A 26,664-nucleotide genomic window follows, 5' to 3' on the forward strand; every position below is an offset into this window, starting at 1 on the left:
TTCAGGTGATCGGCGCCGGATTGAACAGCGTCAGCGCGTTGTGCAATTTGTGGTGTTCCGCCCAGGTCTTCTTGCGGCCGCTGGCGACGTCCAGCATCAGCTGGAACAGCTCCCAGCCGACGTCTTCGATGCTGGCTTCGCCGCTGGCGATGCGGCCGGCGTTGACATCCATCAGGTCATGCCAGCGCCGCGCCAGGTCGTTACGCGTAGCCACCTTGATGACCGGCACCGCCGCCAGGCCATAGGGGGTGCCACGGCCGGTGGTGAATACGTGCAGGTTCATGCCGGCGGCCAGTTGCAAGGTGCCGCAGACGAAATCGCTGGCCGGCGTGGCGGCATAGATCAAGCCTTTCTGCCGGAGCTTGTCACCCGGCGCGAGCACGCTGGAAATCGCGCTGCTGCCGGATTTGACGATCGAGCCCATGGCCTTTTCGACGATGTTGGCAAGGCCGCCTTTTTTGTTGCCGGGCGTGGTGTTGGCGCTGCGGTCGACGCCGCCGCGGGTGAGGTAATCGTCGTACCAGGCCATCTCGCGGATCATGGCTTGCGCTACTTCGGCGTTGGCGGCGCGCGCGGTCAGCTGGTCGATGCCGTCGCGCACTTCGGTGGTTTCGGAAAACATCACGGCAGCGCCGGCGCGCACCAGCAAATCGGTGGCGAAACCGACCGCCGGATTCGCCGTCACGCCGGAGAAGGCGTCGCTGCCGCCGCACTGCACGCCGACCACCAGTTCGGATGCCGGGCAGGTCACGCGGCGACGCTTATTCAGTTCGGCGAGTTGCCCGGCGGCTGTGTCCATGATCGACACAATCATGGCTTCGAAGCCGACGTGCTCGGCATCCTGCAAACACACCACGCGCAAGCCGTCCTGCTTGCCGCCGGTGTTCTGGATCGGTATCGAACCCTGCGGGAACAACCGGCCCGGCTGCAGTTTTTCGCAGCCCAGACTGACCACCATCGCCTGGCCGCCGAAGTTGGGGTTCATGCTGATGTTGCGCAAGGTGCGGATCGGAATCTCGGCCCCCGGCGCATCGATCGCTACCCCGCAGCCATAGGTGTGCTCAAGGCCGACGACATCGTCGACGTTGGGATATTCCGGCAGCAATTCGGCCTTGATGCGCTTGACCGCGTGCTCCACCACCCCGGAAACGCATTGCACCGTGGTGCTGATCGCCAGGATGTTGCGGGTGCCGACGGTGCCGTCGGCATTGCGATAGCCTTCGAAAGTGTAGCCTTCCAGCGGCGCGGCGGCGGCGGGAATGCGGGTGGCGATCGGCAGGTTGCTCAGCTCGCGCGCCGGCGGCATCCTTACCAGCGATTCTTCGATCCAGCTGCCTTGCGCAATCGGCTGTTGCGCATAGCCGATCGCCACGCCGTAGCGCACGATGGATTCGCCTTGCGCCAGATCGCGCAGAGCGACCTTGTGCCCTTGCGGCACTTTATCGCGCAACACCAGCCCGCAAGGAAACACCGCGCCGGCCGGCAAGCCGCCGTCATTGGCCACGATGGCAACGTTGTCCTGCTCCTGCATGCGGATATACAACGGCGTGTTGTGGTCTGCTGCTTCCTTGATCATGATTCCACTCCGGATAATTTCTTGTATGGCTGCCCGCCATCGTCCAGCGGCTTGAGCTCGACCCGCTTGATGTCTTTCACGATCACCAGATAGCTGATCACCGCCAGCAAGGCATTGGCGCCGACGTACACCAGCGCCCATTCGAAGGAACCGGTTTGCTTGATGATGTAACCGATCACGATCGGCGCGGTGATGCCGGCAATATTGCCGAACATGTTGAACAGGCTACCGGTGAGGCCGATGATCTCTTTCGGCGAGGTATCCGCCACCACCGCCCAGCCCAAGGCGCCGACGCCCTTGCCGAAAAACGCCAGCGCCATGACGCCGACCACCAGCCATTGGGTATCGACGTAATTGCACAGGACCATGGTGGTCGACAACAGCAGGCCGGCGACGATGGGAATCTTTCTAGCCCAAGTCAGCGAAAAGCCGCGCTTGATCAGGCGATCCGAAATCATGCCGCCCAGCACGCCGCCCAGAAAGCCGCAAATCGCCGGCAGGGACGCCACCATGCCCGCCTTCAGAATCGACATGCCGCGCTCCTGCACCAGGTAGATCGGGAACCAGGTCAGGAAAAAGTAGGTAATCGTATTGATGCAATACTGGCCGAGATAGACGCCGGCCAGCATGCGGTTGCTGAGCAGCTGCTTGAGATAAGCCAGCTTGACGCCGCGGTTGACCTGGCGGCCCTTGCCGGCAGCCAGGCCCTGATCCATGTCGACCAGGCCGCCGCCGTCGCGGATATGCGCCAGCTCTGCCGGGCTCATGCGCGGATGGTCTTTCGGGCTATGCATGACCCGCATCCAGATCATGCTCAGCACCAGCCCGGCCACACCCATGACGACAAAGGAAGCCGACCAGCCGTAAGCATGCGTAAGCCAGGCCATCAAGGGCGCGAACAGCACGGTGGCGAAATATTGGGCGGAATTGAAAATCGCCGAGGCGGTGCCGCGTTCGGTGGTCGGAAACCAGGCGGCGACGATACGGCCGTTGGCGGGGAAGGAAGGCGCCTCAGCCAGGCCGACCATGAAGCGCAGCATGAATAATGCAGGCACCCCCCACAGTACGCCGAAAAAATGCACGCCGCCCTGCAGCAGCGTAAACAGCGACCAGATAAAGATACTGGCGGCGTAGACCCGTTTCGAGCCGTAACGATCCAGCAGCCAGCCGCCCGGCAACTGCCCCAGCACGTAGGCCCAACTGAAGGCCGAGAAGATGAAACCCATGGTGACGGCGTCGAAGCCCAGTTCGCTCTTCATTGCAGTACCGGCAATGGAGAGAATCGCGCGATCGGCGTAATTGAAAGTGGTCACCATGAACAGCATGAACAAAATCATGTAGCGCAGCTTACCGCGTTGGGCCGCTGCCGGCCCAGCCGTTTTTTCGTTATTCACCTACGTCTCCTGGTTTTGCCAGAGTCAGCGCTTGTGACGGAGCTGCTTGGAAATACAGCAGATTGCGGGTCACGGCCTGGTTGTTACAAGGTACAGGGCGCTGCTCTTATTGTTCTTGGCGTTTAGCTTGCGTTAAGCCACTCTTATGTTATCAGTCATCCTACAACTTGAATCGTAGTATAATCAGCGAAGAATAATTTAGCAATCAGATTTACCTGTCCTGCCTTACCTTTTCTGCGGCCCCACCCATGAATACACCGCTCATTACTCAGCCCGCCCCGAGCGCCCCGCGCAAAAAACATCGCAATCTGGCGCAGAGCGTGATCGCCGATATCACCGAAAGCATACGCAACGGCAGCAGCAAACCCGGGGATAAGCTGCCCACCGAATCCGAATTGATGCGTACCCAAGGCGTCAGCCGCACCGTGATACGCGAAGCGATTTCACACCTGCAAGCCTCGGGACTGGTAGAAACCCGGCACGGCATCGGCACTTTCGTATTGGCGGCAAGCAGCTCCGGCAATTTCGACATCGATCCGGAAACCGTGATCACCATGCGCGATATCCTGGCCATCCTGGAATTGCGCATCAGCCTCGAAGCGGAAGCCGCCGGACTGGCGGCGGCGCGCCGCAACGATGAGCAGCTGGCGCAGATGCGGCTGGCGCTGGACGCCTTTCAAAAGAGCGCCAACGAACACGGCGACTCGGTCGCAGCCGATGTGCAATTCCATCTGCACATCGCGCAGGCTACCGGCAACCGCTACTTTGTCGACATCCTGACCCACCTCGGCACCACCATCATTCCGCGCACCAGGATCAATTCGGCCAAGCTGGCGCATGACGATCCGGCGGCCTATCTGGACCGCGTGCATCGCGAGCACGAAGATATCTACAATGCGATCGTGCGCCAGGATCCGGAGACAGCGCGGGCAGCGATGCGCACGCACCTGAGCAACAGCCGCGAACGTTTGCGCAAGGTGCAGGACAGCATGGGGTTGACCTCGTAAGTAGCCAGGCAGGCGGCTAACGCCGAACGATTCCGCTGCCGGCGCATCCGGCAGTGCTGCAAATCTCTGTTGTGCGACAACTGACAACATAATTATCCGAACGCCGACACATCCTGTCACGGCGAAGGCGGCCGAAACCTGCCGCGTCCCGATCTACGCTCGCGCAAGATCGCCCGCCATCGGCCCGGTCGCGATATTCGGCGCCAGCAATTCCTCGCTGGCGTTCTCGGTCGCCGGCGTCGAACGCATGAGCGCGATTGCCCATCTGGCGCGGTTTGTGCTGTGGTTCATGCTGCGGCTTTTGCGCATGACTGACGGCAGGAATTTGCGGTAGCATGAGCGCAGGCCTGCAATCCAAAACAGAAATGGAATCCATGAAAAAAAAATCTGGCGACACGGCTTCTGCGCCGGCCAAGCCGGCCGCCAAGCGGGGCAGCGGCATTGTCGATCAAAAAATCTACGACTCGGTCTTGAAGGCGGTGATGAGCCAGCGCCTGCCGCCTGGCACCAAGCTGACAGAGGCCAGCCTGTGCGACTTGTTTGCGGTCAGCCGGACTATCGTGCGCAAGGCGATCCAGCGTCTGGCGCACGACCATATTCTCGAATTGCGGCCCAACCGCGGCGCCATCATCGCCCAGCCGACGCCGCAAGAAACGCGTGAGATCTTCGCCGCCCGGCGCGCCATCGAAGCCGCGATCGTGCCGCTAGCGATAGCCAACGCCACCCGCGCGCAAATCACCCGTTTGCGGCAGATCGTGAGAGAAGAACATGCGTCCTTTCATTCTGGCGATCACGCCAAGTGGATACGCCTGGGCGGCGAATTTCATATCCTGCTGTCCGACAGCGCCGGCAATCCGGTGCTGACCCGCTTCCTGCGCGAACTGGTATCGCGTTGCTCGCTGATCATCGCGCTATATCAAGCGCCGGGCAGGACCGCCTGCCCGAACGACGAACACGAACAGCTGATCGACGCAATTGCCGCCGGCGACACCGCACGGGCGATCAGGATGATGGATCGGCATCTGCTCGATATCGAGCGCGCCTTGCGCCTGAGCGACGACCAGCACGAAGTGGATCTGGCTGAAATCCTCGATATTGCGTAATGAAATACGCTCGCTGCCGGCATCCTCCGGCCATCCCGCAGCGCCATGTTTTATCCCGCAATGAACATTGCCCAAGCTCGTTTAAAGTGTATACAGATCATTAAAAAATATCGCTGATCCTAGACATTGGCATGCACTAATCCGGCTCTTTTCCGAAACAGATGTCCCTCATTTGGCGCGGGGCTTATCCGGATTCACCAATAAACGGCGTTATTTTTCTTCGGCGCCAGCCTCTCTCCAGCCATTCCGGCTTGCATTCCATGCATCGTGGTTTGGTAGCAAAAGCCATTTTCCATATGTATACAATATATTTTCGATACAAATCGTAATACCGTTTTCCGATTCTTCCTGCCTGCAGAAATTCTGGCACGGTCTTTGCGTTGCATGAATCCGTTCTGGTCAACAGCCGAGAGTGCATCTCGCTGGCCTGATCTTCACTTGCGTGATGTTGGCAAAACAAAAAACAAGCAAGTCCGCGAGCAAATCAAGTTTATCAATGTCGACAACAGAGGGATGGAAAATGGGAAAAAAAGCGAGGGCGCGCGCCCGCATGCGTTGTGCACAGGTGCTGACACTGGGAGCGGCGCTGCCGTTCGGCGCGGCAATGGCGCAGACCGCGCCGGCAGCAGCGGAAACGGCACAAGGCGGCGGCTTGCAGCTGGAAACCATGACGGTGACAGCGCAGCGGCGCGTGGAAAAGATCAGGGACGTGCCGATTTCGGTGACCTTGCTGAAAGGTGAAACGCTGGATGTGCTGAACTCCGGCGGCCAGGATATCCGCGTGCTGGCGGCCAAGGTGCCGAGCCTGAATATCGAATCGTCGAACGGCCGCACCTTCCCGCGCTTCTATATCCGCGGCTACGGCAATACCGACTTCTCCGCCTTCGCCTCGCAGCCGGTATCCCTGATATTCGACGATGTAGTGCAGGAAAACGCCGCCCTCAAAGGCTTCCCCATGTTCGACCTGGCAGGGGTCGAGGTGCTGCGTGGTCCGCAAGGCACGCTGTTCGGCCGCAATACGCCGGCCGGCGTGGTGAAATTCGATTCGGCCAAGCCGAGCCTGGACAAGGTCAGCGGCTACTACAGCGTCTCTGACGGCACCCACAATACCGCCAATGTCGAAGCGGCAGTCAACGTGCCCCTGAGCGATCAATGGGCGATGCGGTTCTCGACGCTGGTCGAGCATCGCGACGACTGGGTCAAGAACAACGGCGGCGGCACTCCCAACCTGGAAGGCTACAACGAACGCGCCGGCCGCCTGCAATTCCTGTACAAGCCGGACGGCACTTTCAACGCCTTGTTCAATCTCCACTCGCGCGCCACTGAGGGCAGCGCACGTTTGTTCCGCGCCAATATCCTGGAGAAGGGCAGCGACGGTTTCGTCGCCGGTTTCAGCCCCTCCCAAGTCACCTTCAACGGCTTGAACAACCAATCCTTGCATACCGCCGGCGGCAGCGCCCGCCTGAGCTGGAACCTGGATCAGGTAAAACTGTATTCGATCACCGGTTATGAAACCATTTCCAGCTATTTCAGCCGCGGCGATATCGACGGCGGCACGCCGACCGGCCCCGGCTTCATTCCATTCCAGGTGCAGACCGGCGGCGGCGTCGCCGATCATAAGCAGTTCTCGCAGGAGTTCCGGGTCGAATCGAAGAACGAGGGGCCGCTTAACTGGCAGACCGGCTTGTATTATTTCTACGAAGACGTCGCCGGCAACAGCTCCAACTTCGACAGCACCACGCAACTGCAAACCAGCTATCTGCAGAATCGTCAGAAAAATACGGCTTACGCGGCATTCGGCTCGCTGACCTATGACGTCAACGACAGGTTGAAGCTGCGCGGCGGTCTGCGTTATACCCAGGACAAGAAGGATTTCGCCAACGAGGTCGCCAACAATGTGACGTTTACCGGACCCAGCTCGATCAGCGAAAGCAAATCGAACGTGAGCTGGGACGCCAGCGCCAACTACGCCTTGACCAAGGACATCAATACCTATGCGCGTGTCGCCACCGGCTTCCGCGCCCCGAGTATCGCGGCGCCGTCGTCCTCGGTGCCGATCACTGTCGCCAACGCGGAAACCATCACTTCCTATGAAGCCGGGATCAAGGCCGACCTGTTCAACCGCCGTGCCCGCGCCAATTTCAGCGTCTACAGTTTCGACGTCAAGAATCAGCAGCTGACAGCGGTTGGCGGCAACTCCAACTCGATCATGCTGGTGAATGCGGCAAAAACAGTGGGCCGTGGCGCCGAGCTGGATCTGGAAGCCAACCTGACCGAGCGCTTGCGCATGACTTTAGGCGGCAGCTACAACTACACCCAGATTCGCGATCCGAACCTGCTGGTGGCCGGCTGCGCCACCTGCACCGTGCTCAACACGCAGGTGCGGCCAGGTTTGTATTCGATCGACGGCAACTCCTTGCCGCAAGCACCGAAGTGGATCGCCAACGTGACGGCGCGCTACGGCATCCCGATGGGCAACAACGACGAACTGTACTTCTATACCGACTGGGCCTACCGCAGCAAGATCAACTTCTTCCTGTACAACTCGACCGAGTTCACCGGCAAGCCTTTGCTCGAAGGCGGTCTGCGCGTAGGTTACAAGTGGGATGGCGACAAGTATGAAATCGCTGCATTCGGCCGCAATATCACCAATAAGATCGTTGCGGTGGGCGGCATCGATTTCAATAACCGGACAGCCTTCATCAACGAACCGCGCATGTTCGGCGTGCAGTTCCGGTCGAACTTCTAAACCGTCGCCGGGCTAATGCCGTTCAGTTAGGGGCAATTCCCTCATATGGCAGCCCCGTCATTCCCGCGTTCGCGGGAATGACGCAACGGGGAATTTGTGCCGCCTAACTGAACGGCATTACCGTCGCCGGGTAAATTTTTATATTTTCCAATTGAAAGTGTTTAATGAAATCGAATTCAATCCGGCGCCGCTTGTTATCGACGGTATTCATGCTGGGAGTAGCAGTCTCTGCGACATTGCCGTCGCAAGCCCAGGCCGAAGGCAAACGCAAAGTGATTATCGACGACGACATCGGCGGGCCGCGCGCGGCGCAGCTGATGGCAATCCAGTCGCCGGATGTGGAAGTGCTGGGGATTACGATTATCAGCGGCTCGACCTGGCGCGACGAAAATATCGCGCACGCCCTGCGCACACTGGAAGTGATCGGACGCAGCGATATCCCGGTGGTGCCCGGCTCCACCTTCCCCTTGCTGAATACGCAGGAAACGACGCGGCGCTGGGAAGCCTTGTACGGCAAGCTGGTCTACAAAGGCGCCTGGATGGATGAAAAATGGCCGGACGGCACCATTCAAAGCCAGCCGAACTACCACGCCTACAATGTGGTGCCGCAGCTGCCGGAAGGCATGCCGCATACCAAGCCGTCGGCTGAAATCGCCGCCAATTTCATGATCAGGAAAGTGCACGAATTCCCGGGCCAGGTCACCATCCTGGCCACCGGGCCGATGACCAACGTCGCGCTGGCGATCAGTCTTGACCCCAGCTTTGCCGAGACAGCGAAAGAAATCGTCTACATGGGCGGCAGCCTGAATCCGCATCAAATGCTGCCGTCCAAATCGGCGGAACAGTTTGCCCGCGAATATATCAATACGCCGCGCCTGGAATTCAATTTCCGCTGGGATCCGGAAGCAGCGAAGATCGCCTTGCGCGCACCGTGGAAACGGATCGTCATGGTGCCAGCCGATCCGTCGACCGCGACCGAACTCAGCGCCAGGCTGTTGAACGACATGACCAAGGCCGGCACGCCCTTGACGCAAATGGTGAAGAAGGTTACCGAAACCGGATTCCCAATGTGGGATGAGTTGGCCACCGCGGTCTGGCTCGACCCGACGCTGATCAGCAAATCCGATCAGCTGTATGTCAGCATCGATACCGATTTCGGCGCCGGCTACGGCAATACCTTGTCCTGGCCGGCCGCGTACGCACCGCCGGGCCTGATCGCCAGTCCGACGACGGTGGTGCGTGAAGTCAACGTGCCGGCTTTCGAAAAGCTGATGATCAAACTGATGAATCAGCCGACGCCGCCGGCTCCAGCGTCAAAGTAATAGTTGCGGGCCAAGCCCTGATGCTGACGGCAGCTCCGCTCAGCATCAGGCTAATAACCTGGGCAGCTCTTACTGCGCCGTCTTGTCCGACGGATATTGCAAGGAATCGCGCAGCAGATATCCCATCGGCATATTCAAATTGCTGCCTTTCGGACCGTTCGCCTGGGTGAACCAGTAGCTATAGGTCTTTTGCAATTCACCCTCGTTGATCAGGCGCACCATCTCGCGATCCACCAATTTCTTGAAGGCCGGATCGTCCTTGCGCAACATCAGCGAATACGGTTCGATCGAGAGCGGATCGCCAAGGATCGTATAGGCCGCGGGATTCTTGGCGGTCGAGCGCAAGCTATACAGCAGCACGTCGTCCATCGCATAAGCATCGGCCTTGCCCTGCTCGACGAAGGCAAACGCTTCGGCGTCGTCCTTGGCTTCCAGCACCTTGATATTCAGCGAGCGCACATTGCTGCGTTCGTTGACCAGGTCGATGGTGGTGGTGCTCTTGGTGGTCGCGATGGTTTTGCCGCGCAGGTCGGCCCAGTTCTTGATGCCGCTGCTGTTCTTGACGATCATGCGGACGCTGGAAAAGAAATGCGGCACGGTGAAACCGACGCGCGTGCGGCGTTCGGCGTTATTGGTGGTGGAGCCGCACTCCATGTCGGCCTTGCCTTCGATGATGCTGGAAAAGCGGGTAGTCGAATCGACCGCCAGATACTGCACTTTCAGATTCGGCAACTTCAGTTCGCGTTTTACTGCCTCGGCGATCTTCTGACACATGTCGATCGAATAACCGACGATCTGCTTATTGTCGTTGGTGTAGGAGAAGGGCGCGGTTTCCCGATAGGCAAACGTCATGGTCTGGCTATCGCGAATCTTGCCCAGGGTGTCGCTCGCACTTGCAGCCAGCGGCGCCAAAATACAAAACAAAGTCAAACCATGCTTGATCACACCACGCATAACAAAAGCTCCAATGAGTCGCCGGCGGCCGCCGGCAATGCCGGGCGACCGGAAAATAGTTAGGGAACAAATTTCCCCGCGACAATATATCAGCACTTTTGCTGCTTGCGGCGCATGTTACAAATTGCCTGCATTAATTTATCGTGGCGCTTCCGGCAACGGATTCCTGCGCCGGACAGCTTACGATCTGGCGGAGTAAAACCGGTATATCGCTTGATAAGGTACGCGTGCTTCTTTGCCAAGTTGCGCTTGATCGCAACCAGCCGCCGGCGCTTTGCCGCCTACGGTCTGCAGGCGCTGGATGCTTTGCGTCAGGCCGAAGACGCCAGTCCCGGAAGTTGATTTTGCGCTGAGCAGCAACCACGGAATGGCGCCGGCGTCGGGACCGGCGTTTTGCGCCTGCACGGCGCCGACCACCTTGCTGCCGTCGATCGATTCCCAGGTCGGGCCGGCGTAGTGGCGGCCTATCTTTTTACCGTCGCGGTCGAACAGATCGGCTTGCGGCGCCACGAAACGCCATTCGAATTGAGAGGCGTCGGCTTTTGCAACGGCGCATTGATAAATTTGCACGCCGCTGGCCTGCACTTCCAGCGACAGGGTCTGGGGCGGCGCTACATTCAGATTATCGGGGATGGTGATCGGCGTCGCGCCTGGCGCGCCGGCGCATGCAACAAGCAAGGGCGCACACCATGTTGCGACTGCCAGGCCTAACATTTTCCTTGCCATTTTGCTTCCTCCAGAAAGTTCGATGGATGTATCGGGCGTATTGTAAAACGTTGCGCAATTGATGAGCTATTGAGGGTTTCATCATTCATGACATCACCACGGCAAGAGTCATCTGGGGTTCAGGCGCGGCTCTTGAACCATGCTGCGGTAGCGGCGTCGGCGGGGAAGAATGACTCAATCCGTAACTCGTGCACGGTGACGTCGTGCGGCGTACCCATGGTGGCGATCGAGGTGAACAGGTTCAGCTCCACGCCGTCTTTCTTGATCGTCATCGCCAGGAACGGCAAGACGCGCGTGTCCAGATTCGGCGTTTGCGTGGCGGCCTTGATGCCGGGCAGCGCCAGCAATTGCTCAAGCAAATCGGTCGCCTCGCTGCCCGGGCCGTCGCTCATGGCTTCGCGCTGTATCCAGTGCAGCAGATCGGCGCCGACATCCTGCCAGTTGACCAGATATTTCCGGATGGCTTGCGGATCCAGCATCAGCTTCAGGACGTTGGCGCCTTCACGCGGAATCGGCTGGCTCTCCGGCATATCCAGCAGCCACTTGATCATCATGGCTGCCGGGCCGTTGCTCATCACCAGGTTCCATAAGCGGTCCACCACCAAGGCCGGATAAGGCGCTTGCTGGGCCAGCATGAAATCCAGCGCCTGCTTGACCGACGCCAATTCGGGATCAGACAATTTCCGCTCCTGATAGGCCGGCGCGAAACCTGCCGCCAGCAACATCACATTGCGCTGGCGCAGCGGGATGTCCAGTACCGTGCCCAATTTCAGGATCAGCTCCCGGCTCGGCTGCGAACGCCCGCCTTCCAGGAAACTGATGTGGCGCTGCGAGATATGGCTTTCGGCAGACAGCCGCAACTGGCTATAACCGCGTTTGTCGCGCCAGTAACGCAATGCTGCCGCGAAATCGTTAAAGTAGCGATTCCGCGCAGCGTGCTCCGCCTCCGGTTTTGCTGCGGCCTGTTTTTCTACGAGTTGTCGTGCGCCCATAACTTGTCTCCACAGAATTACCGGGCAGTGTAGCCCGGTATCGCAGGGGCTGTCGGCGGTTCATTTGATGTGATGGCTTCAAGCCGGCAGGTTGGCCGCGTCCAGAAAACCGGTGACGCTGCTGATCCGTCCGTCTGCAGCCACCACCGCGATGTCGGTGCCGTAAGCCACCGGCTCGGCGCCATCGGCCGCCAACGCCCAGGAAAAACGGACAACATCGTTATGGCCATCCTGTTTGCCATGCAATCCGAAACGCAGCCCGGCGAATTGCTTCTGCACTGCGCCTATCATGGCGTCCAGCCCGTCATGGCCGGCGTTGCGCATCATCGGATCGACATAGCTTGCGTCAGGCGTAAAGACTGCCGCTATCGAGGCCCGGCGGCGTACTGCATCTTGCTCGTTCCAAGCCGCGATATAGCGGGTGGCGATGGAGGCTGCTTCGTTTGCGATATTTTTGGCGCTGGCGGTGCTGGTCATGATCGTGCTCCTTCAAGGATGGCTGGGTTCGGAGGGATTTGCTTTGTCGTTGTCGACAACTGCATTCTCCACGCCGGACCGGGCACAGTCGATTACGTCTCAGGTAATCAAATGCAAGACGAACGGGTCGGCGCAGCAGCAGCCGAATTCAGGGGGTAAGATAGCCGGCTTGCCCTGATTTCCGGAGAATAAAGCATGCCGAATTCATTGTCTTTCTGGATCGCCGCTTTGCTGCTGAGCGCCACATTTTCTGCCGCGACAGCCCAAACCGCTCCTGCTGCGCCGGCTTACGGCCCTGAACTGCAGGGCTTCACCTATCCCTATGCGCTGAAACATTACGCCTTCGAATCGCAGGGGCGGCAGCTGCAGATGGGTTATATGGATGTTGCCGCCAGCGGCGTCGCCAACGGCCGCAGCGTGGTTTTGATGCATGGCAAAAACTTCTGCGGCGCGACCTGGGAGCAGACGATCAAGGCCTTGAGCGCGGCCGGTTATCGGGTAATTGCACCGGATCAGATCGGCTTTTGCACATCGAGCAAACCTGAGCATTATCAGTATTCGTTTCAGCAACTCGCCAGTAATACCCACGGCTTATTGGAACAATTGGGCATCCATCAGGCGATCATCGTCGGCCATTCCACCGGCGGCATGCTGGCCACCCGCTACGCCTTGCAGTATCCGCAGCAGGTGACGCAATTGGTGATGGTCAATCCGATCGGACTGGAAGACTGGAAAGCGCTGGGTGTGCCTTATCGTACGGTCGATCAGTGGTATCAACGGGAATTGAAGCTGAATGCCGACGGCCTGCGCAACTATGAGAAGAATACTTATTACGTCGGCCGCTGGAAGCCGGAATATGAACGCTGGGTAACCATGCTGGCGGGGCTAAACCAGGGACCGGGCCATGCGTTGGTGGCGTGGAATTCGGCACTGATCTATGACATGATTTTCACGCAGCCGGTGGTCTATGAATTCAAGGATCTCAGCATGCCGGCGCTGCTGCTGATCGGCGATGCAGACACCACCGCCATCGGCAGCGACGCTGCTTCAGCGGCGGTAAAAGAAAAAATCGGCCAGTACAAGCTGCTGGGAAAACAGGCCGCCAAACTGATTCCGCAAGCGACGCTGATCGAGTTTGCCGGGCTGGGCCATGCGCCGCAGATGGAGCAGCCGGCTGAGTTTCATCAAGCCTTGCTGGATTGGCTTGCCAAGCACTAGACAGCTGACTCTGTGAGAGGGCATTTGCGTGCGTCCGCGCCCTGCTCTTTCAGCCAAGCTTGCACCTTGGGATCTTTCACATTTTCGAAGTAGCGATAGGGAGACAGAAGGCGATAAAAAATCTGATCAACGTTTTTTAGATTGGCCTATGCCCCACTGCGACAACATCCAGGCCATTTCAAACGCTCTTTCCTTGATGGCGTCATAGCGGCCGGAAGCGCCGCCGTGGCCGGCGCCCATATTCACTTTGAGCAGCAGCGGATGGCGGTCGGTTTTCATGGCGCGCAGTTTGGCGACATATTTGGCCGGCTCCCAATACATGACCTGGCTATCGTTCAAGCCGGTGGTGACCAGCATCGCCGGATAAGCCTTGCGCTCGATATTGTCGTAGGGCGAGTAGCTGCGCATGTAGTCGTAGGCCGGCTTCTGGTTGGGATCGCCCCATTCCAGGTATTCGCCGGCGGTCAACGGCAGGCTGGCGTCCAGCATGGTGCTCATTACATCGACGAAAGGCACCGCCGCGTGCACGGCGTGAAACAGCTCCGGGCGCATGTTGGTGACCGCAGCCATCAACAGGCCGCCGGCGCTGCCGCCTTCAATGATCAGACGCTGCGGGCTGGTCCAGCCTTGCTGGATCAGGTATTCGGCGCTGTCGATGAAATCATGGAAAGTGTTTTTCTTGTGCATCAGCATGCCGTCGTCATGCCAGTGTTCACCCATGTCGTTGCCGCCGCGAATGTGCGCTTCGACAAACACCACGCCACGGTCGAGCAGGCTGATGCGGCTGTTGGAGAAGGTGGCTTCAGCCGGTATGCCATAGGAGCCGTAGCCGTACAGCAGCAATGGCGCGGAGCCGTCCGGCGTGAGGCCTTTTTTGGCGACAGTCCAGAGCGGCACCTTGACGCCGTCGCGCGCAGTTGCCCACAGGCGTTTGGTTTCATACAGAGTTGGATCGTAGCCCGGCACTTCCTGTTGCTTCAGCAGTTCGCGCTGGCCGCTCGCCATGTCGATATCGAACACCGTCGGCGGCGTCACCGGCGATTGGTAGGTCAGACGGTAGCGGTGTGAAGTGAATTCCGGCGTGCCGCCTGGATGCGAGGCGTACACCGCTTCGTCGAACTGCACCGTATGCCAGCTATGCTCGGCGAAGTTGTAGATGCGCGAACGTTCCTGGGCGTCGGTCTTTTCGCTGACGACCAGGAAATCGCGGAACAATTCCAGGGATTCCAGCAAGACGTGCGGATCGTGGGCGATCAGTTCTTGCCAGTGGGCCGGGTCCGGGGTCGCCAGCGGCGCTGTCACCAGGCGGAAATTCTTGGCGTCCTTGTTGGTCAGGATGAACAGCTCGCCGTTGCGGTGATCGACGCTGTAACGGTGTCCGGTTTCACGTCCCAGCACAGAATCAAAACTGCCCTCCGGCCGATCGGCCGGCAGCAGGCTGACTTCGCTGGTGTCGGTGCTTTCGGCGTCGAGTTCGATGAATTTGCGGTCGCTGCTGTTGCCGACGCCGAGATTGAACTGCTCTACCGCTTCGCGATACACCTCCACCGGTTTGCTGCCCAGCTTGAGGCGCAACAACAGATCGGAGCGCTTGGTGGTGGCGTCTTCCTGCACCAGGAACAAGGTCTGGCTATCCGCGGCCCATGCCAAGGAAGTCACACGCTCGACCGTATCGTCCAGCAATTTCCCGTTGCTCAGATCCTTGATATGCAGCTGATACTGGCGGTAGCCGGTGGTGTCGGTGGAATAAGCCAGGTAACGGTCGTCCGGGCTGACCGAGAAACTGTCGACCTCAAAGAATTCCTTGCCCTTCGCCAGCTGGTTTTCATCCAGCAGGATTTCTTCCTGGGCGCTGGCGTCATAGGCAAAGTCGGCAGCGCTATTGGCACGGCGGCGGCAGATGATCGGATACTGCCGGCCGGCTTCGGTGCGGCTGTAATAGTAGAAATTGCCGCGCCGGGTCGGCACCGACAGATCGGTTTCCTTCATCCGGCCCTTGATTTCGCCGTAGAGTTTTTTCGATAGCGGCGCCAGGTCTTTGGTCATGGCCTGGGTGTAGGCATTCTCCGCCTTCAGGTAAGCAATCACCTTGGGATTGGTTTTTTCACGCAGCCAGTGATAATCGTCAGTGACGACCTCGCCGTGGCGGGTTTCCTGCCAGGCCTGCTTGGCGGCAATCGGTGGTGTTGGAGCGGCGGAAGCTAAGGTGGTGGTGGTGGATGTCATCAGGGCCAGGAATAATGCGCCGAACCAGCCGGCGGGTTGCTGAAGAAAAGACATATAGTACAGATCCTTCTGTGGATTGATGGCAATCTTCGCGCGCCTGAATTTGCAGCGCTTCCGAACTGCCTCTTATACCTGTAAGGCCATTGCAATTTTCGAAGTTATCCGTAATTGGCCGGAAATACAATATGCCGGCCTGCGCGTCATCGGCATTCGCGGCTAGAATATCGGGCAATCCCCCCATGCATGCAATCCAAGCCCGAGCGCTGCATGGTGCGCCGATCCGCCAACCCATCTATGTTTCGAAGGCTCCCATGTCTCCAACCCAGCAAGCCTGGTCCGACGCCGCCGCCATCCTGGCGACGCGCCGCAAAGCCGGCACCCAAGGTGTGCGCCTGCCGCTGCCCATGCGGCCGCTGGATGCCGAGGCGGCGCTGGCGATACAGGCGCTGGTGAGCGCACAACTTGGCGACAAGATATGCGCGTGGAAATGCGGCTTGCCGCTCGATGGGCAGCAGGTGCTGGCTCCCATCCATGGCGGCACTGTCTGCTCCAGCGGCCCATGTGCCGCATGGACGCATGAAGGCCAGGTCCGGGTCGAGCCGGAATTGGCTTTCATCCTCGCGCAGGATTTACCGCCCCGCCCATTGCCCTATTCCGTAGCAGAGATCGACAGCGCCATCGGCAGCACCCATCTTGCGCTGGAATTGATCGACAGCCGTTACAGCGATCCGGATCAAGCAGGCTTTATTGAAAATCTGGCCGACGGCCTGCTCAACCAGGGACTGTACATCGGCCCGCAGGTGGATACGGAGCGTGCATGCAGCGCCGCCGAACTGGCGATCCGTGTCAGCATCGGAACCCAGAAAGCAATCCAGCTTGATGGCCGCCATCCCGCCACCAACCCGCGTGCTCCGCTGTATTGGCTGGCTGAGTTCCTGCGTAGCAGAGGACAGGGCATGCAAGCCGGACAAGCCGTCATCACCGGGTCCTATGCCGGCAGTTTCGAGCTACCCGTGGCGCAAGATATCGTTGTGCAATATGGCGAGCTGGGCGAACTGAGCGTTCACTTTTCACCAAGATGAATTCCGCTGCAAATTCGGTCGGCCGTTTCCGCCCGCGCCTGACGCTGCAAACCCTGGGCCGCGGCGACGGCCTGCTAGGAATGAAACCTTCCGGCCCGTTCGGACCGCGCGGCCCCAACGTGACGGTGGCGCAAATCACCTGGACCTATGTCACCGACGACGGCTTGCAGTGGGAGACCGCAGCGCCGACCACGCTGCTGAATCGCCGCCCGGCCTCATCGCAAACGGTTGAAGACAGCCAAGGCCAGCGGCTGTTGCTGCGCGACCTCGGCGCCGAAGCCGACGCCCTCGATCTGGTCTGGGAACTGGGCCTGCATCCGCTGCCCAGCGATACCCTGCAATGGCGCAGCGATAGCGCCGCGCAAGCAGCAGAACAGACCCTGGCCTCGCTCTGGACCTTGGTGCAAGAAGATTTCTTCGGCGATTTCTGGGCCGAGCAGTTGCCCGATCTGCAGGCCAAGGGCTGGGCCATCGTGGTACGCCCCGGCTTTGCCCACGAGAGTGTGGCGGTGGATGCCTGGCATCTGATCGTCAGCCCCGCCACCGGCGAAGTGCTGGGCAAGGAAGTGGCGGCGCGCATGCGCGGCCGCGAGCAGACCGTGACGGCCTTGGGCCTGCCGGTTGGCGAAGGCTCGTGGCTGCTGACCCTGGGCATCGAAATCGATGGCGAAATGGTGGACCTGGTGCCGCTGCTGGCGCACTTGCTGCAACGCGATGCGCGCTGGCTGGACGCCAGGCAGATTGCCTTGATCGACGATCACGCCTTGATCATGTTGCGCGCGCCAGGCGGCAAACGGATTGAAGCGCTAGCGGCGCCGCTGAAAGCAGTCGTCGGCAGCATGCTGGAATTGCTGACCGATCCCCTGCGCAAAGACGGGCCGCTCATGCTTTCTTCCTGGGACGCCTATCGTCTCGAAGCGATGCGCCAAAGCTTGCTGGATACCCAGCGCGAACGCGCCGGCGCTCACGGCGGCTGGCAATTGCAGGGCGACAGCGGTCTGCGCGCACTGGCGCAGCGGCTGCAAGGCGCCGGCACGCCGCAAGCCGTTACTGCACCGGCCGGCCTCGGGGTCACCTTGCGGCCCTATCAGTTGCACGGCGTAGCCTGGCTGCAGTATCTGCGCGAACATCACCTGGCCGGCATCCTGGCGGACGACATGGGCCTGGGCAAAACCGCGCAGGCATTGGCGCATCTGCTGATCGAGAAACAAGCCGGCCGTCTCGACCTGCCGGCGCTGGCGGTGCTGCCGACTTCGCTGATATTCAACTGGCAAGCCGAAGCCAGGCGCATGGCCCCCAGCCTGCGCGTGTTTGCCCTGCAGGGACCTGAACGGCAACGCGATTTTCCCCGCATGGCGCAGTACGACCTGATACTCACCACCTACCCGCTGCTGTGGCGCGACCGCTCCGCACTGGAGGCCCAGCCTTTCCACATGCTGATCCTGGATGAAGCGCAAACCGTCAAGAAAGCCACCGCCCGCAGCGCCGGCGCCGTGCGGCGTTTGCGCGCGCGGCATCGGCTATGCATCACCGGCACGCCGCTGGAAAATCATCTGGGCGAACTGTGGACCCAGTTCGATTTCCTGATGCCCGGTTTCCTCGGCGATATGCGCAGCTTCACGCGCTTGTGGCGCAAGCCGATCGAGATCGGCGGCGAAACCCTGCGCGCGCAGTTGCTGGCGCAACGCGTCCGGCCGTTCATCCTGAGACGGCGCAAGGATGAGGTGGCGAGCGAACTGCCGCCGCGCAGTGAGGCGATCAAACGCGTGCAACTGCAAGGACAGCAGCGCGATCTATACGAAAGTGTGCGCCTGGCCGCCGACGAACAGGTGCGCGGCGTCCTCAAACGCAAAGGCTTCGCCGGCGGACAAATTACGATTCTGGACGCCTTGCTCAAGCTGCGGCAAGTATGTTGCGACCCCTTCCTGCTGAAAGGCATGGCGCACCCCGACAGCATGGAACGCGCCAAACTGGAACTGCTGCGCGACATGCTGCCGGCTCTGGTAGACGAAGGCCGGCGCATCCTGGTGTTTTCCCAATTCACCGAAATGCTGGACCTGATCGCCGGCGAGCTCGATGCCTTGCAACTACCCTGGCTGGCGCTGACCGGCAAGACACCGCCGGCAAAACGCGGCGAGCTGGTGGCGCAGTTCCAAAGCAAGACCGTGCCGCTGCTGCTGATCAGCCTCAAAGCCGGCGGCGTCGGCCTCAACCTGACGGCAGCCGACACCGTGATCCACATCGACCCATGGTGGAACCCCGCAGTACAAGAACAAGCCACCGCCCGCGCCCACCGCATCGGCCAGGAGCAAACCGTGTTTGTCTACAAGATAGTGGTCGAAGGCAGTATCGAAGAACGCATCATCGAACTGCAGGCGCGCAAGGCGGCGCTGGCTGAAGGCGTGCTGGGCAGCGACGCGGCGTTGGCGACCAAGTTCAGCAGCGAGGATTTGCAGTTGTTGCTGGCGCCGCTGGTTTGAATAAAGGCACGAATTCACGCAGCGTTAAGCGTCCGCCGAATGCTGGCGCATATGCTCCGTAGTCCGTTAAATGGGGTTGTTTTTGACGTTGCTGTTGACTTGAATTCCGCATTGAGACGTTGCCAAATGTGCCGGCTGTCAGTCGGGAATTGTGGGAAGACATGTCTGAGCGCAGCGAGTTGGTCTTCCCACCCGATTGATAGCCGGTGCATTTGGGGACCTCCTGCGGAGGTGACGGCTTTGGCAGGAGCAGTGCTCCTGCCCTTTTCTTTGCTTACTTTCTTTTGGCGAAGCAAAAGAAAGTGAGTAGCTGCCGGGCTACCCCCGGCGCGCATCCACGGAGTAGCAACCGTTTTAAGTAACGACGACCGCTCATTTAACGCAACCGCATTTACTCCGTAGCCCGTTAAATGGGGTCAGAGTAATTTTCGCAAAGAACGCGAAAAAAAACTCTGACCCCATTTAACTATTAAGGCGGCTATCGAGCAGCCGCCTGGGATCACCATCCGACGCAAATGGTAAGATACCAGCCCAACAAGCTGCCAAAGCCCACCGCCATGTCATTCTCAAACTTGGGCCTGTCCCCCGCCATCCTGCACGCCATCAGCGAACGCGGCTACACCGCGCCAACCCCGATCCAGATCGAAGCGATCCCGGCCATCCTGCGCGGCGGCGATGTCCTGGCGGCGGCGCAAACCGGCTCCGGCAAGACCGCGGCATTCGCGTTGCCGCTGCTGCAATTATTGCAAGACGGCCCCAGCCAGAAGCCGCGCCGGCTACGAGCCCTGATCCTGGTCCCCACCCGCGAACTGGCGCAGCAGACCGCCGAATCCATCCGCACCCTGGCGCAAGCCAATCCGCAAACGCTGAAAATCGCCGCCCTGTTCGGCGGCGTATCGATCAATCCGCAAATGATGGATCTGCGCGGCGGCGCCGATATCGTGGTGGCAACTCCCGGCCGCCTGCTCGACTTGATCGAACACAACGCCCTCAGCATCGGCGCCGTATCGTCGCTGGTGCTGGACGAAGCCGACCGCTTGCTGGACATGGGATTTACGGATGAGATCGGTCGCATCCTGGCGCTGCTGCCCAAGCAACGCCAGAACCTGTTTTTCTCGGCGACGTTTCCACCTGCGGTACATGCGCTCGCCACCAGGATGTTGCGGCAGCCGGTCCGCATTGCCATCCCATCGCTGGAACAAAATCAGCCAGCCATCCAGCAACGCGCAATACAAGTCGACGCCAGCCGCCGCACCCAGTTGCTGCGGCATCTGCTGAAAGAAAACAAGTGGGGCCGGGTGCTGGTGTTTGTCGCCACCAAATACGCGGCGGAGCATATCGCAGAAAAACTGCAGCGGGCAGGCATCAAGGCCGCCGCCTTTCATGGCGAATTCAGCCAGGGCGCGCGCGACGAGGTGTTGGCAGATTTCAAGGCCAGTAAACTACAGGTGCTGGTCGCCACCGATGTTGCCGCCCGCGGTATAGACATTGCGCAGCTGCCGGTGGTCCTGAACTACGACTTGCCGCGCTCGGCAGTGGATTACACGCACCGCATCGGCCGCACCGGCCGCGCCGGCAAAAGCGGCATCGCCATCAGCTTCATCAGCGCCGATACGGAGGCGCATTTCCGTCTCATAGAAAAACGTCATCAACTGAAATGCGAGCGCGAACAGATTGCCGGCTTTGAACCTGTCGTTGTCGCGACCTCAGCAAATACTCCGGACGCCAAATCGCTCATCGATGCATCCAACGGCGGCATCAAGGGCAAACGCAAGAGTAAGAAAGACAAGTTGCGTGAAGCGGCAGCGCGTGATTTGCCAGACTGACCGATCCCGCAAAAAATGCGCCGCCCGCTAAACAGCTAAGTCGTATCAAGCCGCCTGCAATTGCTTGATAGTTGCCAGCTCCTCGGCCATTTGTGCGCGGCGCGTTTCCAGATCGTAATGCGATTGCAGATTGGTCCAGAAATCCGCTGACATGCCGAAATATTGACCAAGACGCAACGCCGTGTCAGGCGTGATGGCCCGGCCATGCTTGATGATTTCGTTGATACGCCGTGCCGGCACATGTATCGCTTTTGCCAACGCATACTGGCTGATATTCATCGGCAACAGAAATTCTTCGTTGAGAATTTCGCCGGGTGTTGCAAGGGCAATTTGTCTGGTCATGCTGAACCTCATCCGGATTACAGGCTTTAACCAGTAGCTTAAATGATCTTTAATTTCTATTAAAGCAATTTTTCCTAAGATATCCCGGAACAAGTTATCGAACTCAATTGAGTTTCACATAGCGATAAATTACACTCTCGCCTGCGTGACACAATCACGGCCTTACCCGTTTGCCTGCGCCAACCAGCGGCAAACACCCGTATCACCGACCTTAACCCTAGAGAACAACGGAAAACCATAAGCCGCCCTACCCGGACGAGTGAATGCTATCCGCACGGAGCCAAAAGCATGAGTACCTTCATTTTTAATGAATCGAATTTCGACAACCACGAACAAGTAGTCTTCGTTTCCGAAGAAAAATCCGGCCTCAGAGGCATCATCGCTGTCCACAATACCAACCTTGGCCCGGCCATGGGCGGTTGCCGCATGTGGGATTACGCCAGCGAAGCAGTCGCCGTCAACGATGTACTGCGCCTGTCGCGCGGCATGACTTACAAGAATGCGGTTGCCGGCCTGCCGATCGGCGGCGGCAAGAGCGTCATCATCGGCAATCCTAAAACCGCCAAGACACCCGCTCTGTTCGAAGCCATGGGCGAAGCGCTGGAACGCCTGGGCGGCCGTTACATCACGGCGGAAGACGTCGGCACCAGCCCGGCCGATATGGCGCATATCGCCGCCAAGACCAAATATGTCGCCGGCCTCGGCGCCAGCGGCGATCCGTCGCCGTTCACCGCACTGGGTTGTTTTGTCGGCGCGCAAGCGGCGGTCAAGCATTACCTGGGGCGCGATTCGCTGGAAGGTTTGACGGTCGCCGTGCAAGGATTGGGCAATGTCGGTTACGACTATGCGCGCCGCCTGCATGCCGCCGGCGCCAAGCTGATCGTCACCGATATCGATCAGGCCGCGCTGGAACGCGCGCGTACCGAATTGGGCGCTGAAGTAGTCGCGCCCGACGCCATCTACGATGTGCAAGCCGACATCTACGCGCCATGCGCACTGGGCGCTACGCTCAACCCGGCTACCCTGTCGCGCCTGAAAGCCAAAATCGTCGCCGGCGCCGCCAATAACCAGCTGGCCACCGCTGAAGTGGGCGAACTGCTGCGACGCAAGGAAGTGTTGTACGTGCCGGATTTCGTGATCAACGCCGGCGGCATCATCAAGGTTTGCTACGAATACTACGACAAACCGGAAGCCGATGTCGAAGCCCATGTACGTGAAATCGGCGTCACCCTGGCCGAGATATTCAAACGCGCCGACGCGGAAAATTTGCCTACCAGCGTGGTAGCAGACAAGCTGGCGGAAGCGCGCTTCAAGAAATAAAGAAACAGGGGCGATACAGGGGCGAAAAGCGCAATGCCTTCCGCCCCATTTTTATTCCTGCATCAGAACGCGTAACGCGCACTCAATTCAACACTGCGCGGTGCGCCCGGCAAAATGCCGATATCGTTATTCGATGAAATGTAATAACGCTTGTCGAACAGGTTCTTCAGATTCAACGCCAGGCTCCAGCCCTTCTGCGACGGGTGGTAATACGCCGCCAGATCGGTGGTCACAAACCCCGGGATTCTTACCGCGTTATCGATGCTGGCGTAATTGGCCCCGCGATAAGTCAAGCCGCCTCCCACCTGCACGCCTGGCAGCCACTGATCCAGCGATTTCAAAGTCCACAAGCTGGCGGTATGACGCGGCGCCTGGGCCAATGTCTTACCCTGCAATGCAGTCGGCGCAGCAGCCGACGCCAATGGCGAAGTCACATTGCCGACCGCCTTGGTCACTTTCGCATTCATATAAGAATAGCCGGCGATGATTTGCCAGCCCGGCGTCACTTCGCCGGTGAAGCTCAGTTCCAGACCTTTCGATTGCTGCTCGCCGACCGGAATCAGGTTGCTGGTATTGGTCGGATCGGTGACCTTGATGTCGGTGCGCGTCAATTGATAAATCGCGGCGGTGAAAGAGGCGCGGCCGTCAAACAAATCAGTCTTGCTGCCGATTTCCAGATTGCGGGTTTTTTCCGGCGCCAGCTGAGCGTTGTTGACCGCCAGCGGCGCGCTTTCGCTGGACGGCTGGAACGATTTGCTGAACGACGCATAGTAGCTTTGCCAGTTATTCGGTTGCCACACCACGCCGAAGCGCGGCGACACCGCATTGTCAGTGCGTTGCAGATCGCGATTGCTCGGCAGCTGGTCGTCGTATTTCTGGCCGAAGCGATCGAAGCGCAAGCCGACCAGCGTCTTGATGCTCGAAGTCCAGCTGGACAAGCTCTGCGCATACACCGCTGCGGTGTCCTGGGTTGCCACGCCTTTGGTCTGCGGCGCGGTCTGCACCGTGAACGGCAAGTCTTTCAAGACCGGCGCAAACAACGAGGTGGTGTACACATACGGCGCGGCGGTGGAATTATTGATCAGCTGGTATTTGCTTTGCTCGCCGACCTCAAGGCCGACCAGCACCTTGTGCGTGACCTCGCCGAGATGCACATCATGCGTCAGCTCGGTCTGGTTGAACCAGCCGTGTTCGTCGCGCTTGATATTGCCGCGCCCGAGCGTGACGGTAGGCGTCGCCAGCAAATCGTTGACCGCGATGATGCGGGTGTGATTACGATCCAGCGTGTACTGGTAATAGCGCAAGGTGTTGGTCAGCGCCGTATCCTGGTCGATACGCAGCTTGTATTGCGCGGTCGAGGCGCGCATGTCGGATACGGTGTAGTCATTGGCGGCAACATGGCGCGCGCCGTAATACAAGGATGGCGCGACGTTAGCCGGCGCACCGCGATAACCCGGCACGCCGAAATCGATGCTGCGGTCCTGATGCTGATAGTCGAATTGCAGCAACAGGCTTTGATTGCCGTCTTTCCACAACAGGCTAGGCGACAGATCGCGATTCTTCAGATAGCCCTGGTCGCGGTAGCTGCCGGAATCTTCCAGCGCGCCGTCAAGACGGATCGCCACGGTATCTGAGACTGGCCGATTGATATTGAAATCGGTACGGCGCAGATAGTGGCTACCCATCGTCACGCCAATCTCGCCGGACGGTGTAAACGTCGGCTTCTTGGTGATCCGATTAATCAGGCCGCCCGAAGAACCGCGGCCGTACAACACCGCAGCCGGCCCCTTGATGACTTCGATGCGGTCGATGTTATACAGATCGCGGTAATACTGCGCATCGTCGCGCACGCCATCCAGGAAGATATCGTACAGCGCAGTAAACCCGCGAATCACAAACGCATCGCGCTGGCCGTCGCCGGTAGCCAAGCCGACGCCGGGAATGTTTTTCATCACGTCTTGCAGGCTGCGCGCACCCTGGTCGCGGATCAGTTCTTGCGGGATCACGTTCACGGTCTGCGGCACATCGCGCAGCGGTGCATCGATTTTCAAACCGGTGGTGGTATTGGCCGGCGCATAGCTGTCGCCGTGGGCGCGCTCGGCGCTGACGTTGACATCGGGCAGTTGCTGCTGGGCGAAAACAAGTTGGGATTTAACGCCGGCGACGACTGCGCAAGCGGAAGCAATGGCGCGCAAGCGCGTTGAGGTTTTCATGGTGAGCCAGTGGTGGATCTGCTTCACTGGCTGGCTTGGGATGAAGCGGGCTGGCTAAATGCAGTTGTTAATGAGAATCGTTATTATCCATTAACTCGCACATTTTTTGAGAAAAATACTAATCGTTGTTTCTTTGCGTCAGGTTTTTACAACAGCAACGCTATCCGAAATTGCAGTTACGCTCCCGTCGTCTCGCCTCAGCCTCGGCACGCATGATCGAGATTTAGTCGGCCAAATTCGATCATTATTGAGCATTCTTTAGTCGATCTAACACGTTGTTTAAATTGGGGAAGCCCTGGATGAGGTCAAAGTTTTTAGTTGTTGGTATATATAAAAAATTTTTGTCGGTTAGATACGAAGGTGGATACCAAGGCCGTCGCACCTAAGTAATCAATTCTCATCGAAAGAGGCAGGTCGAAACCTGTCTCTTTTTTTTTGGGGGGGGGCTCGAAGGGGCCGCAAACATCAAACCTGCCTAGTCAGCAACGATGACCAGAAGAACCGGAGCGATGATCCGGTTTTTTTTCGTCTGTTGCTTTCATCACGAATTTCGCAATGCATGCCGATAGAGCCGTAACGACGGCATGAGCTTTACCTCTCGATGTTGAAACCGATTCCCTGCAGCACAAGTGTCAGAGATTGTCAGATGTGCATTGATTTCATAGACGACATAGTGAAAGCCTGATAAGTTTTTCCGGTTGGCATCTACGGCGCTACTGCATCCCGTTGAGCCCTGCCAGAAACGATAACCAATTTCAGGACGCACACCCCCTATGTTCAATACCTCTCGCACTCTTAGCGTTCATAGCAGCGTTATTCCAGAGCTGATGGGCCAGCCCCCAGTCTGAAAGTTTTTTTAATGAATTTTTCCCTTCACTGAATATAAAAGAGGCCGCATGAATCGCACGACTTTCGACGGTGTCGCAGTTGTTGTAATTGGCGATAAAACCAGCCACGGGGGTGTAGTTCTTACCGGGGATAACACAACGCTCGAAAATGGAATTGGCATGGCGAGAGTGGGTGATGAGGTGTACTGCCCCAGGTGCAAGCCACACATACATAAAATTATCCAGGGGTCATCGAATTGTCCTACACCAAACGGGCAGTCTATTGCACTACACAATGATGAAACCAGTTGTGGGGCTACGCTGATTGCCGCAGGCGCTCCAAATATAAATGCTGCAATTTCCTTTTTGACTCGTCTCGAAAAATCCGAAACTCAAAAATATGATGAGCAATTCCTGGTGGCGGATGACGAAGGAAACACTTTGGCAGATATGCCATATACCGTGAAACTGGCTTCCGGTGAGCTTGTACATGGCGTGACAGACGATGAAGGAAAAACAGAGCGCTTTTTCACGGATGACGCGCAGAAATTAGAAATTCATCTAGGTCATATCGAGGAATAAGGACGGACATGAGTAAACCTATTGGAACGGCAAATACAAACACTATTCTTCGTAGTCATCAGAAGGTAACGGTAAAGACACACTACACGAAGGCCATAGATACTACTGGTTGGTTGAGGGTCAAACTAGAACCATCAGGAGAGAGTGCATACCTTTGTGAGTACGTTAAAGTAACAATCATGAAGGAAGATGCACGAACTCACTTCATGATTCTTGAAGGGCCGAATAGAGGTAAGACGGCTAGTTTG

At 58.7% G+C, this 26,664-nt stretch carries 20 protein-coding genes and 1 pseudogene; 12 read left to right on the top strand and 9 right to left on the bottom strand.

Going from position 1 to position 26,664, the window contains the following annotated elements; all coding sequences use genetic code 11:
- Position 1: 1 nt before the first annotated feature.
- On the bottom strand, positions 2-1,576 hold the full coding sequence (gene garD / locus KHU33_RS08455; protein WP_211462385.1) for a galactarate dehydratase: 1,575 nt from the start codon (positions 1,574-1,576) through the stop codon (positions 2-4).
- Positions 1,573-2,913: an MFS transporter gene (locus KHU33_RS08460; RefSeq protein WP_211462422.1), complete on the bottom strand. Its 1,341-nt coding sequence runs from the start codon at positions 2,911-2,913 to the stop codon at positions 1,573-1,575. The genes garD and KHU33_RS08460 overlap by 4 nt, the downstream gene beginning before the upstream one ends.
- Positions 2,914-3,218: 305 nt before the next feature.
- On the opposite strand from KHU33_RS08460, the gene KHU33_RS08465 reads away from it, so the two are divergent.
- The 5 genes and pseudogenes from KHU33_RS08465 (at position 3,219) to KHU33_RS08485 (ending at position 9,151) form a co-directional block, all read left to right on the top strand.
- Positions 3,219-3,977, top strand: a complete 759-nt coding sequence (locus KHU33_RS08465) for a FadR/GntR family transcriptional regulator (RefSeq protein WP_211462393.1) — start codon at positions 3,219-3,221, stop codon at positions 3,975-3,977.
- A 160-nt stretch (positions 3,978-4,137) separates the two neighbouring features.
- Positions 4,138-4,239 (top strand): annotated as a pseudogene (locus KHU33_RS26845) (aldehyde dehydrogenase family protein); the annotation flags it as partial.
- A 112-nt stretch (positions 4,240-4,351) separates the two neighbouring features.
- The gene (locus tag KHU33_RS08475) at positions 4,352-5,080 is read left to right on the top strand and encodes a GntR family transcriptional regulator (protein WP_230414133.1); all 729 of its coding nucleotides are present in this window, start codon (positions 4,352-4,354) and stop codon (positions 5,078-5,080) included.
- A gap of 520 nt (positions 5,081-5,600) precedes the next feature.
- The gene (locus tag KHU33_RS08480; protein ID WP_211462397.1) at positions 5,601-7,829 is read left to right on the top strand and encodes a TonB-dependent receptor; all 2,229 of its coding nucleotides are present in this window, start codon (positions 5,601-5,603) and stop codon (positions 7,827-7,829) included.
- A gap of 164 nt (positions 7,830-7,993) precedes the next feature.
- A complete protein-coding gene (locus KHU33_RS08485; RefSeq protein ID WP_211462399.1) occupies positions 7,994-9,151 on the top strand; it encodes a nucleoside hydrolase in 1,158 nt (385 codons plus the stop codon).
- 69 nt (positions 9,152-9,220) lie between these two features.
- On the opposite strand, the gene KHU33_RS08490 is transcribed toward KHU33_RS08485, so the two are convergent.
- The 4 genes from KHU33_RS08490 to KHU33_RS08505 all read right to left on the bottom strand — a co-directional run bounded on the left by KHU33_RS08490 (position 9,221) and on the right by KHU33_RS08505 (position 12,300).
- Complete coding sequence (locus KHU33_RS08490) at positions 9,221-10,105, bottom strand: amino acid ABC transporter substrate-binding protein (protein ID WP_211462401.1); 885 nt, start codon at positions 10,103-10,105, stop codon at positions 9,221-9,223.
- 180 nt (positions 10,106-10,285) lie between these two features.
- Positions 10,286-10,831, bottom strand: coding sequence for a DUF3455 domain-containing protein (locus KHU33_RS08495; RefSeq protein WP_211462403.1), 546 nt, complete (start codon positions 10,829-10,831; stop codon positions 10,286-10,288).
- 119 nt (positions 10,832-10,950) lie between these two features.
- Positions 10,951-11,823 (bottom strand): helix-turn-helix domain-containing protein, encoded by an 873-nt coding sequence (locus tag KHU33_RS08500; RefSeq protein WP_211462405.1) that lies wholly within the window; start codon positions 11,821-11,823, stop codon positions 10,951-10,953.
- Positions 11,824-11,901: 78 nt separating this feature from the next.
- Positions 11,902-12,300 carry a nuclear transport factor 2 family protein gene (locus KHU33_RS08505; RefSeq protein WP_211462407.1) on the bottom strand — a complete coding sequence of 133 codons (399 nt, stop codon included), beginning with the start codon at positions 12,298-12,300 and terminating at the stop codon, positions 11,902-11,904.
- Positions 12,301-12,495: 195 nt separating this feature from the next.
- On the opposite strand from KHU33_RS08505, the gene KHU33_RS08510 reads away from it, so the two are divergent.
- The gene (locus KHU33_RS08510; RefSeq protein WP_211462409.1) at positions 12,496-13,518 is read left to right on the top strand and encodes an alpha/beta fold hydrolase; all 1,023 of its coding nucleotides are present in this window, start codon (positions 12,496-12,498) and stop codon (positions 13,516-13,518) included.
- Positions 13,519-13,644: 126 nt separating this feature from the next.
- Here the strand turns inward: KHU33_RS08510 and KHU33_RS08515 are convergent, their stop codons facing one another.
- A complete protein-coding gene (locus tag KHU33_RS08515; protein ID WP_211462411.1) occupies positions 13,645-15,798 on the bottom strand; it encodes a S9 family peptidase in 2,154 nt (717 codons plus the stop codon).
- Between the two features lie 257 nt (positions 15,799-16,055).
- Between KHU33_RS08515 and KHU33_RS08520 the strand changes: the two genes are divergently transcribed.
- The 3 genes from KHU33_RS08520 (at position 16,056) to KHU33_RS08530 (ending at position 21,132) form a co-directional block, all read left to right on the top strand.
- The gene (locus KHU33_RS08520; RefSeq protein ID WP_211462412.1) at positions 16,056-16,826 is read left to right on the top strand and encodes a 2-keto-4-pentenoate hydratase; all 771 of its coding nucleotides are present in this window, start codon (positions 16,056-16,058) and stop codon (positions 16,824-16,826) included.
- Entirely contained in the window at positions 16,823-19,306 is a 2,484-nt protein-coding gene (locus KHU33_RS08525) for a DEAD/DEAH box helicase (RefSeq protein WP_211462413.1), read from the top strand. Before KHU33_RS08520 ends, KHU33_RS08525 begins: the two co-directional genes overlap by 4 nt.
- 557 nt (positions 19,307-19,863) lie before the next feature.
- Positions 19,864-21,132 carry a DEAD/DEAH box helicase gene (locus KHU33_RS08530; RefSeq protein WP_211462414.1) on the top strand — a complete coding sequence of 423 codons (1,269 nt, stop codon included), beginning with the start codon at positions 19,864-19,866 and terminating at the stop codon, positions 21,130-21,132.
- Between the two features lie 45 nt (positions 21,133-21,177).
- Here the strand turns inward: KHU33_RS08530 and KHU33_RS08535 are convergent, their stop codons facing one another.
- A complete protein-coding gene (locus KHU33_RS08535) occupies positions 21,178-21,474 on the bottom strand; it encodes a HigA family addiction module antitoxin (protein ID WP_211462415.1) in 297 nt (98 codons plus the stop codon).
- 288 nt (positions 21,475-21,762) lie between these two features.
- Between KHU33_RS08535 and KHU33_RS08540 the strand changes: the two genes are divergently transcribed.
- Complete coding sequence (locus KHU33_RS08540) at positions 21,763-22,794, top strand: Glu/Leu/Phe/Val family dehydrogenase (RefSeq protein ID WP_211462416.1); 1,032 nt, start codon at positions 21,763-21,765, stop codon at positions 22,792-22,794.
- Positions 22,795-22,856: 62 nt separating this feature from the next.
- On the opposite strand, the gene KHU33_RS08545 is transcribed toward KHU33_RS08540, so the two are convergent.
- Entirely contained in the window at positions 22,857-25,007 is a 2,151-nt protein-coding gene (locus KHU33_RS08545; RefSeq protein ID WP_211462417.1) for a TonB-dependent receptor, read from the bottom strand.
- Between the two features lie 896 nt (positions 25,008-25,903).
- Here KHU33_RS08545 and KHU33_RS08550 point away from each other — a divergent pair.
- Complete coding sequence (locus KHU33_RS08550; RefSeq protein WP_211462418.1) at positions 25,904-26,416, top strand: PAAR domain-containing protein; 513 nt, start codon at positions 25,904-25,906, stop codon at positions 26,414-26,416.
- Between the two features lie 8 nt (positions 26,417-26,424).
- On the top strand, positions 26,425-26,664 hold a 240-nt coding region (locus KHU33_RS08555), incomplete at its 3' end, for a hypothetical protein (RefSeq protein ID WP_211462419.1).

It is taken from the genome of Collimonas silvisoli, from assembly GCF_018305005.1.
GTDB classification, from domain to species: domain Bacteria; phylum Pseudomonadota; class Gammaproteobacteria; order Burkholderiales; family Burkholderiaceae_D; genus Collimonas; species Collimonas silvisoli.

Excerpts from the sequence above, each read along its gene's own strand:
- garD (WP_211462385.1), bottom strand. The coding sequence starts at position 1,576 with ATGATCAAGGAAGCAGCAGACCACAACACGCCGTTGTATATCCGCATG.
- KHU33_RS08460 (WP_211462422.1), bottom strand. The coding sequence starts at position 2,913 with ATGATTTTGTTCATGCTGTTCATGGTGACCACTTTCAATTACGCCGAT.
- KHU33_RS08465 (WP_211462393.1), top strand. The coding sequence starts at position 3,219 with ATGAATACACCGCTCATTACTCAGCCCGCCCCGAGCGCCCCGCGCAAA.
- KHU33_RS08475 (WP_230414133.1), top strand. The coding sequence starts at position 4,352 with ATGAAAAAAAAATCTGGCGACACGGCTTCTGCGCCGGCCAAGCCGGCC.
- KHU33_RS08480 (WP_211462397.1), top strand. The coding sequence starts at position 5,601 with ATGGGAAAAAAAGCGAGGGCGCGCGCCCGCATGCGTTGTGCACAGGTG.
- KHU33_RS08485 (WP_211462399.1), top strand. The coding sequence starts at position 7,994 with ATGAAATCGAATTCAATCCGGCGCCGCTTGTTATCGACGGTATTCATG.
- KHU33_RS08490 (WP_211462401.1), bottom strand. The coding sequence starts at position 10,105 with ATGCGTGGTGTGATCAAGCATGGTTTGACTTTGTTTTGTATTTTGGCG.
- KHU33_RS08495 (WP_211462403.1), bottom strand. The coding sequence starts at position 10,831 with ATGGCAAGGAAAATGTTAGGCCTGGCAGTCGCAACATGGTGTGCGCCC.
- KHU33_RS08500 (WP_211462405.1), bottom strand. The coding sequence starts at position 11,823 with ATGGGCGCACGACAACTCGTAGAAAAACAGGCCGCAGCAAAACCGGAG.
- KHU33_RS08505 (WP_211462407.1), bottom strand. The coding sequence starts at position 12,300 with ATGACCAGCACCGCCAGCGCCAAAAATATCGCAAACGAAGCAGCCTCC.
- KHU33_RS08510 (WP_211462409.1), top strand. The coding sequence starts at position 12,496 with ATGCCGAATTCATTGTCTTTCTGGATCGCCGCTTTGCTGCTGAGCGCC.
- KHU33_RS08515 (WP_211462411.1), bottom strand. The coding sequence starts at position 15,798 with ATGTCTTTTCTTCAGCAACCCGCCGGCTGGTTCGGCGCATTATTCCTG.
- KHU33_RS08520 (WP_211462412.1), top strand. The coding sequence starts at position 16,056 with ATGTCTCCAACCCAGCAAGCCTGGTCCGACGCCGCCGCCATCCTGGCG.
- KHU33_RS08525 (WP_211462413.1), top strand. The coding sequence starts at position 16,823 with ATGAATTCCGCTGCAAATTCGGTCGGCCGTTTCCGCCCGCGCCTGACG.
- KHU33_RS08530 (WP_211462414.1), top strand. The coding sequence starts at position 19,864 with ATGTCATTCTCAAACTTGGGCCTGTCCCCCGCCATCCTGCACGCCATC.
- KHU33_RS08535 (WP_211462415.1), bottom strand. The coding sequence starts at position 21,474 with ATGACCAGACAAATTGCCCTTGCAACACCCGGCGAAATTCTCAACGAA.
- KHU33_RS08540 (WP_211462416.1), top strand. The coding sequence starts at position 21,763 with ATGAGTACCTTCATTTTTAATGAATCGAATTTCGACAACCACGAACAA.
- KHU33_RS08545 (WP_211462417.1), bottom strand. The coding sequence starts at position 25,007 with ATGAAAACCTCAACGCGCTTGCGCGCCATTGCTTCCGCTTGCGCAGTC.
- KHU33_RS08550 (WP_211462418.1), top strand. The coding sequence starts at position 25,904 with ATGAATCGCACGACTTTCGACGGTGTCGCAGTTGTTGTAATTGGCGAT.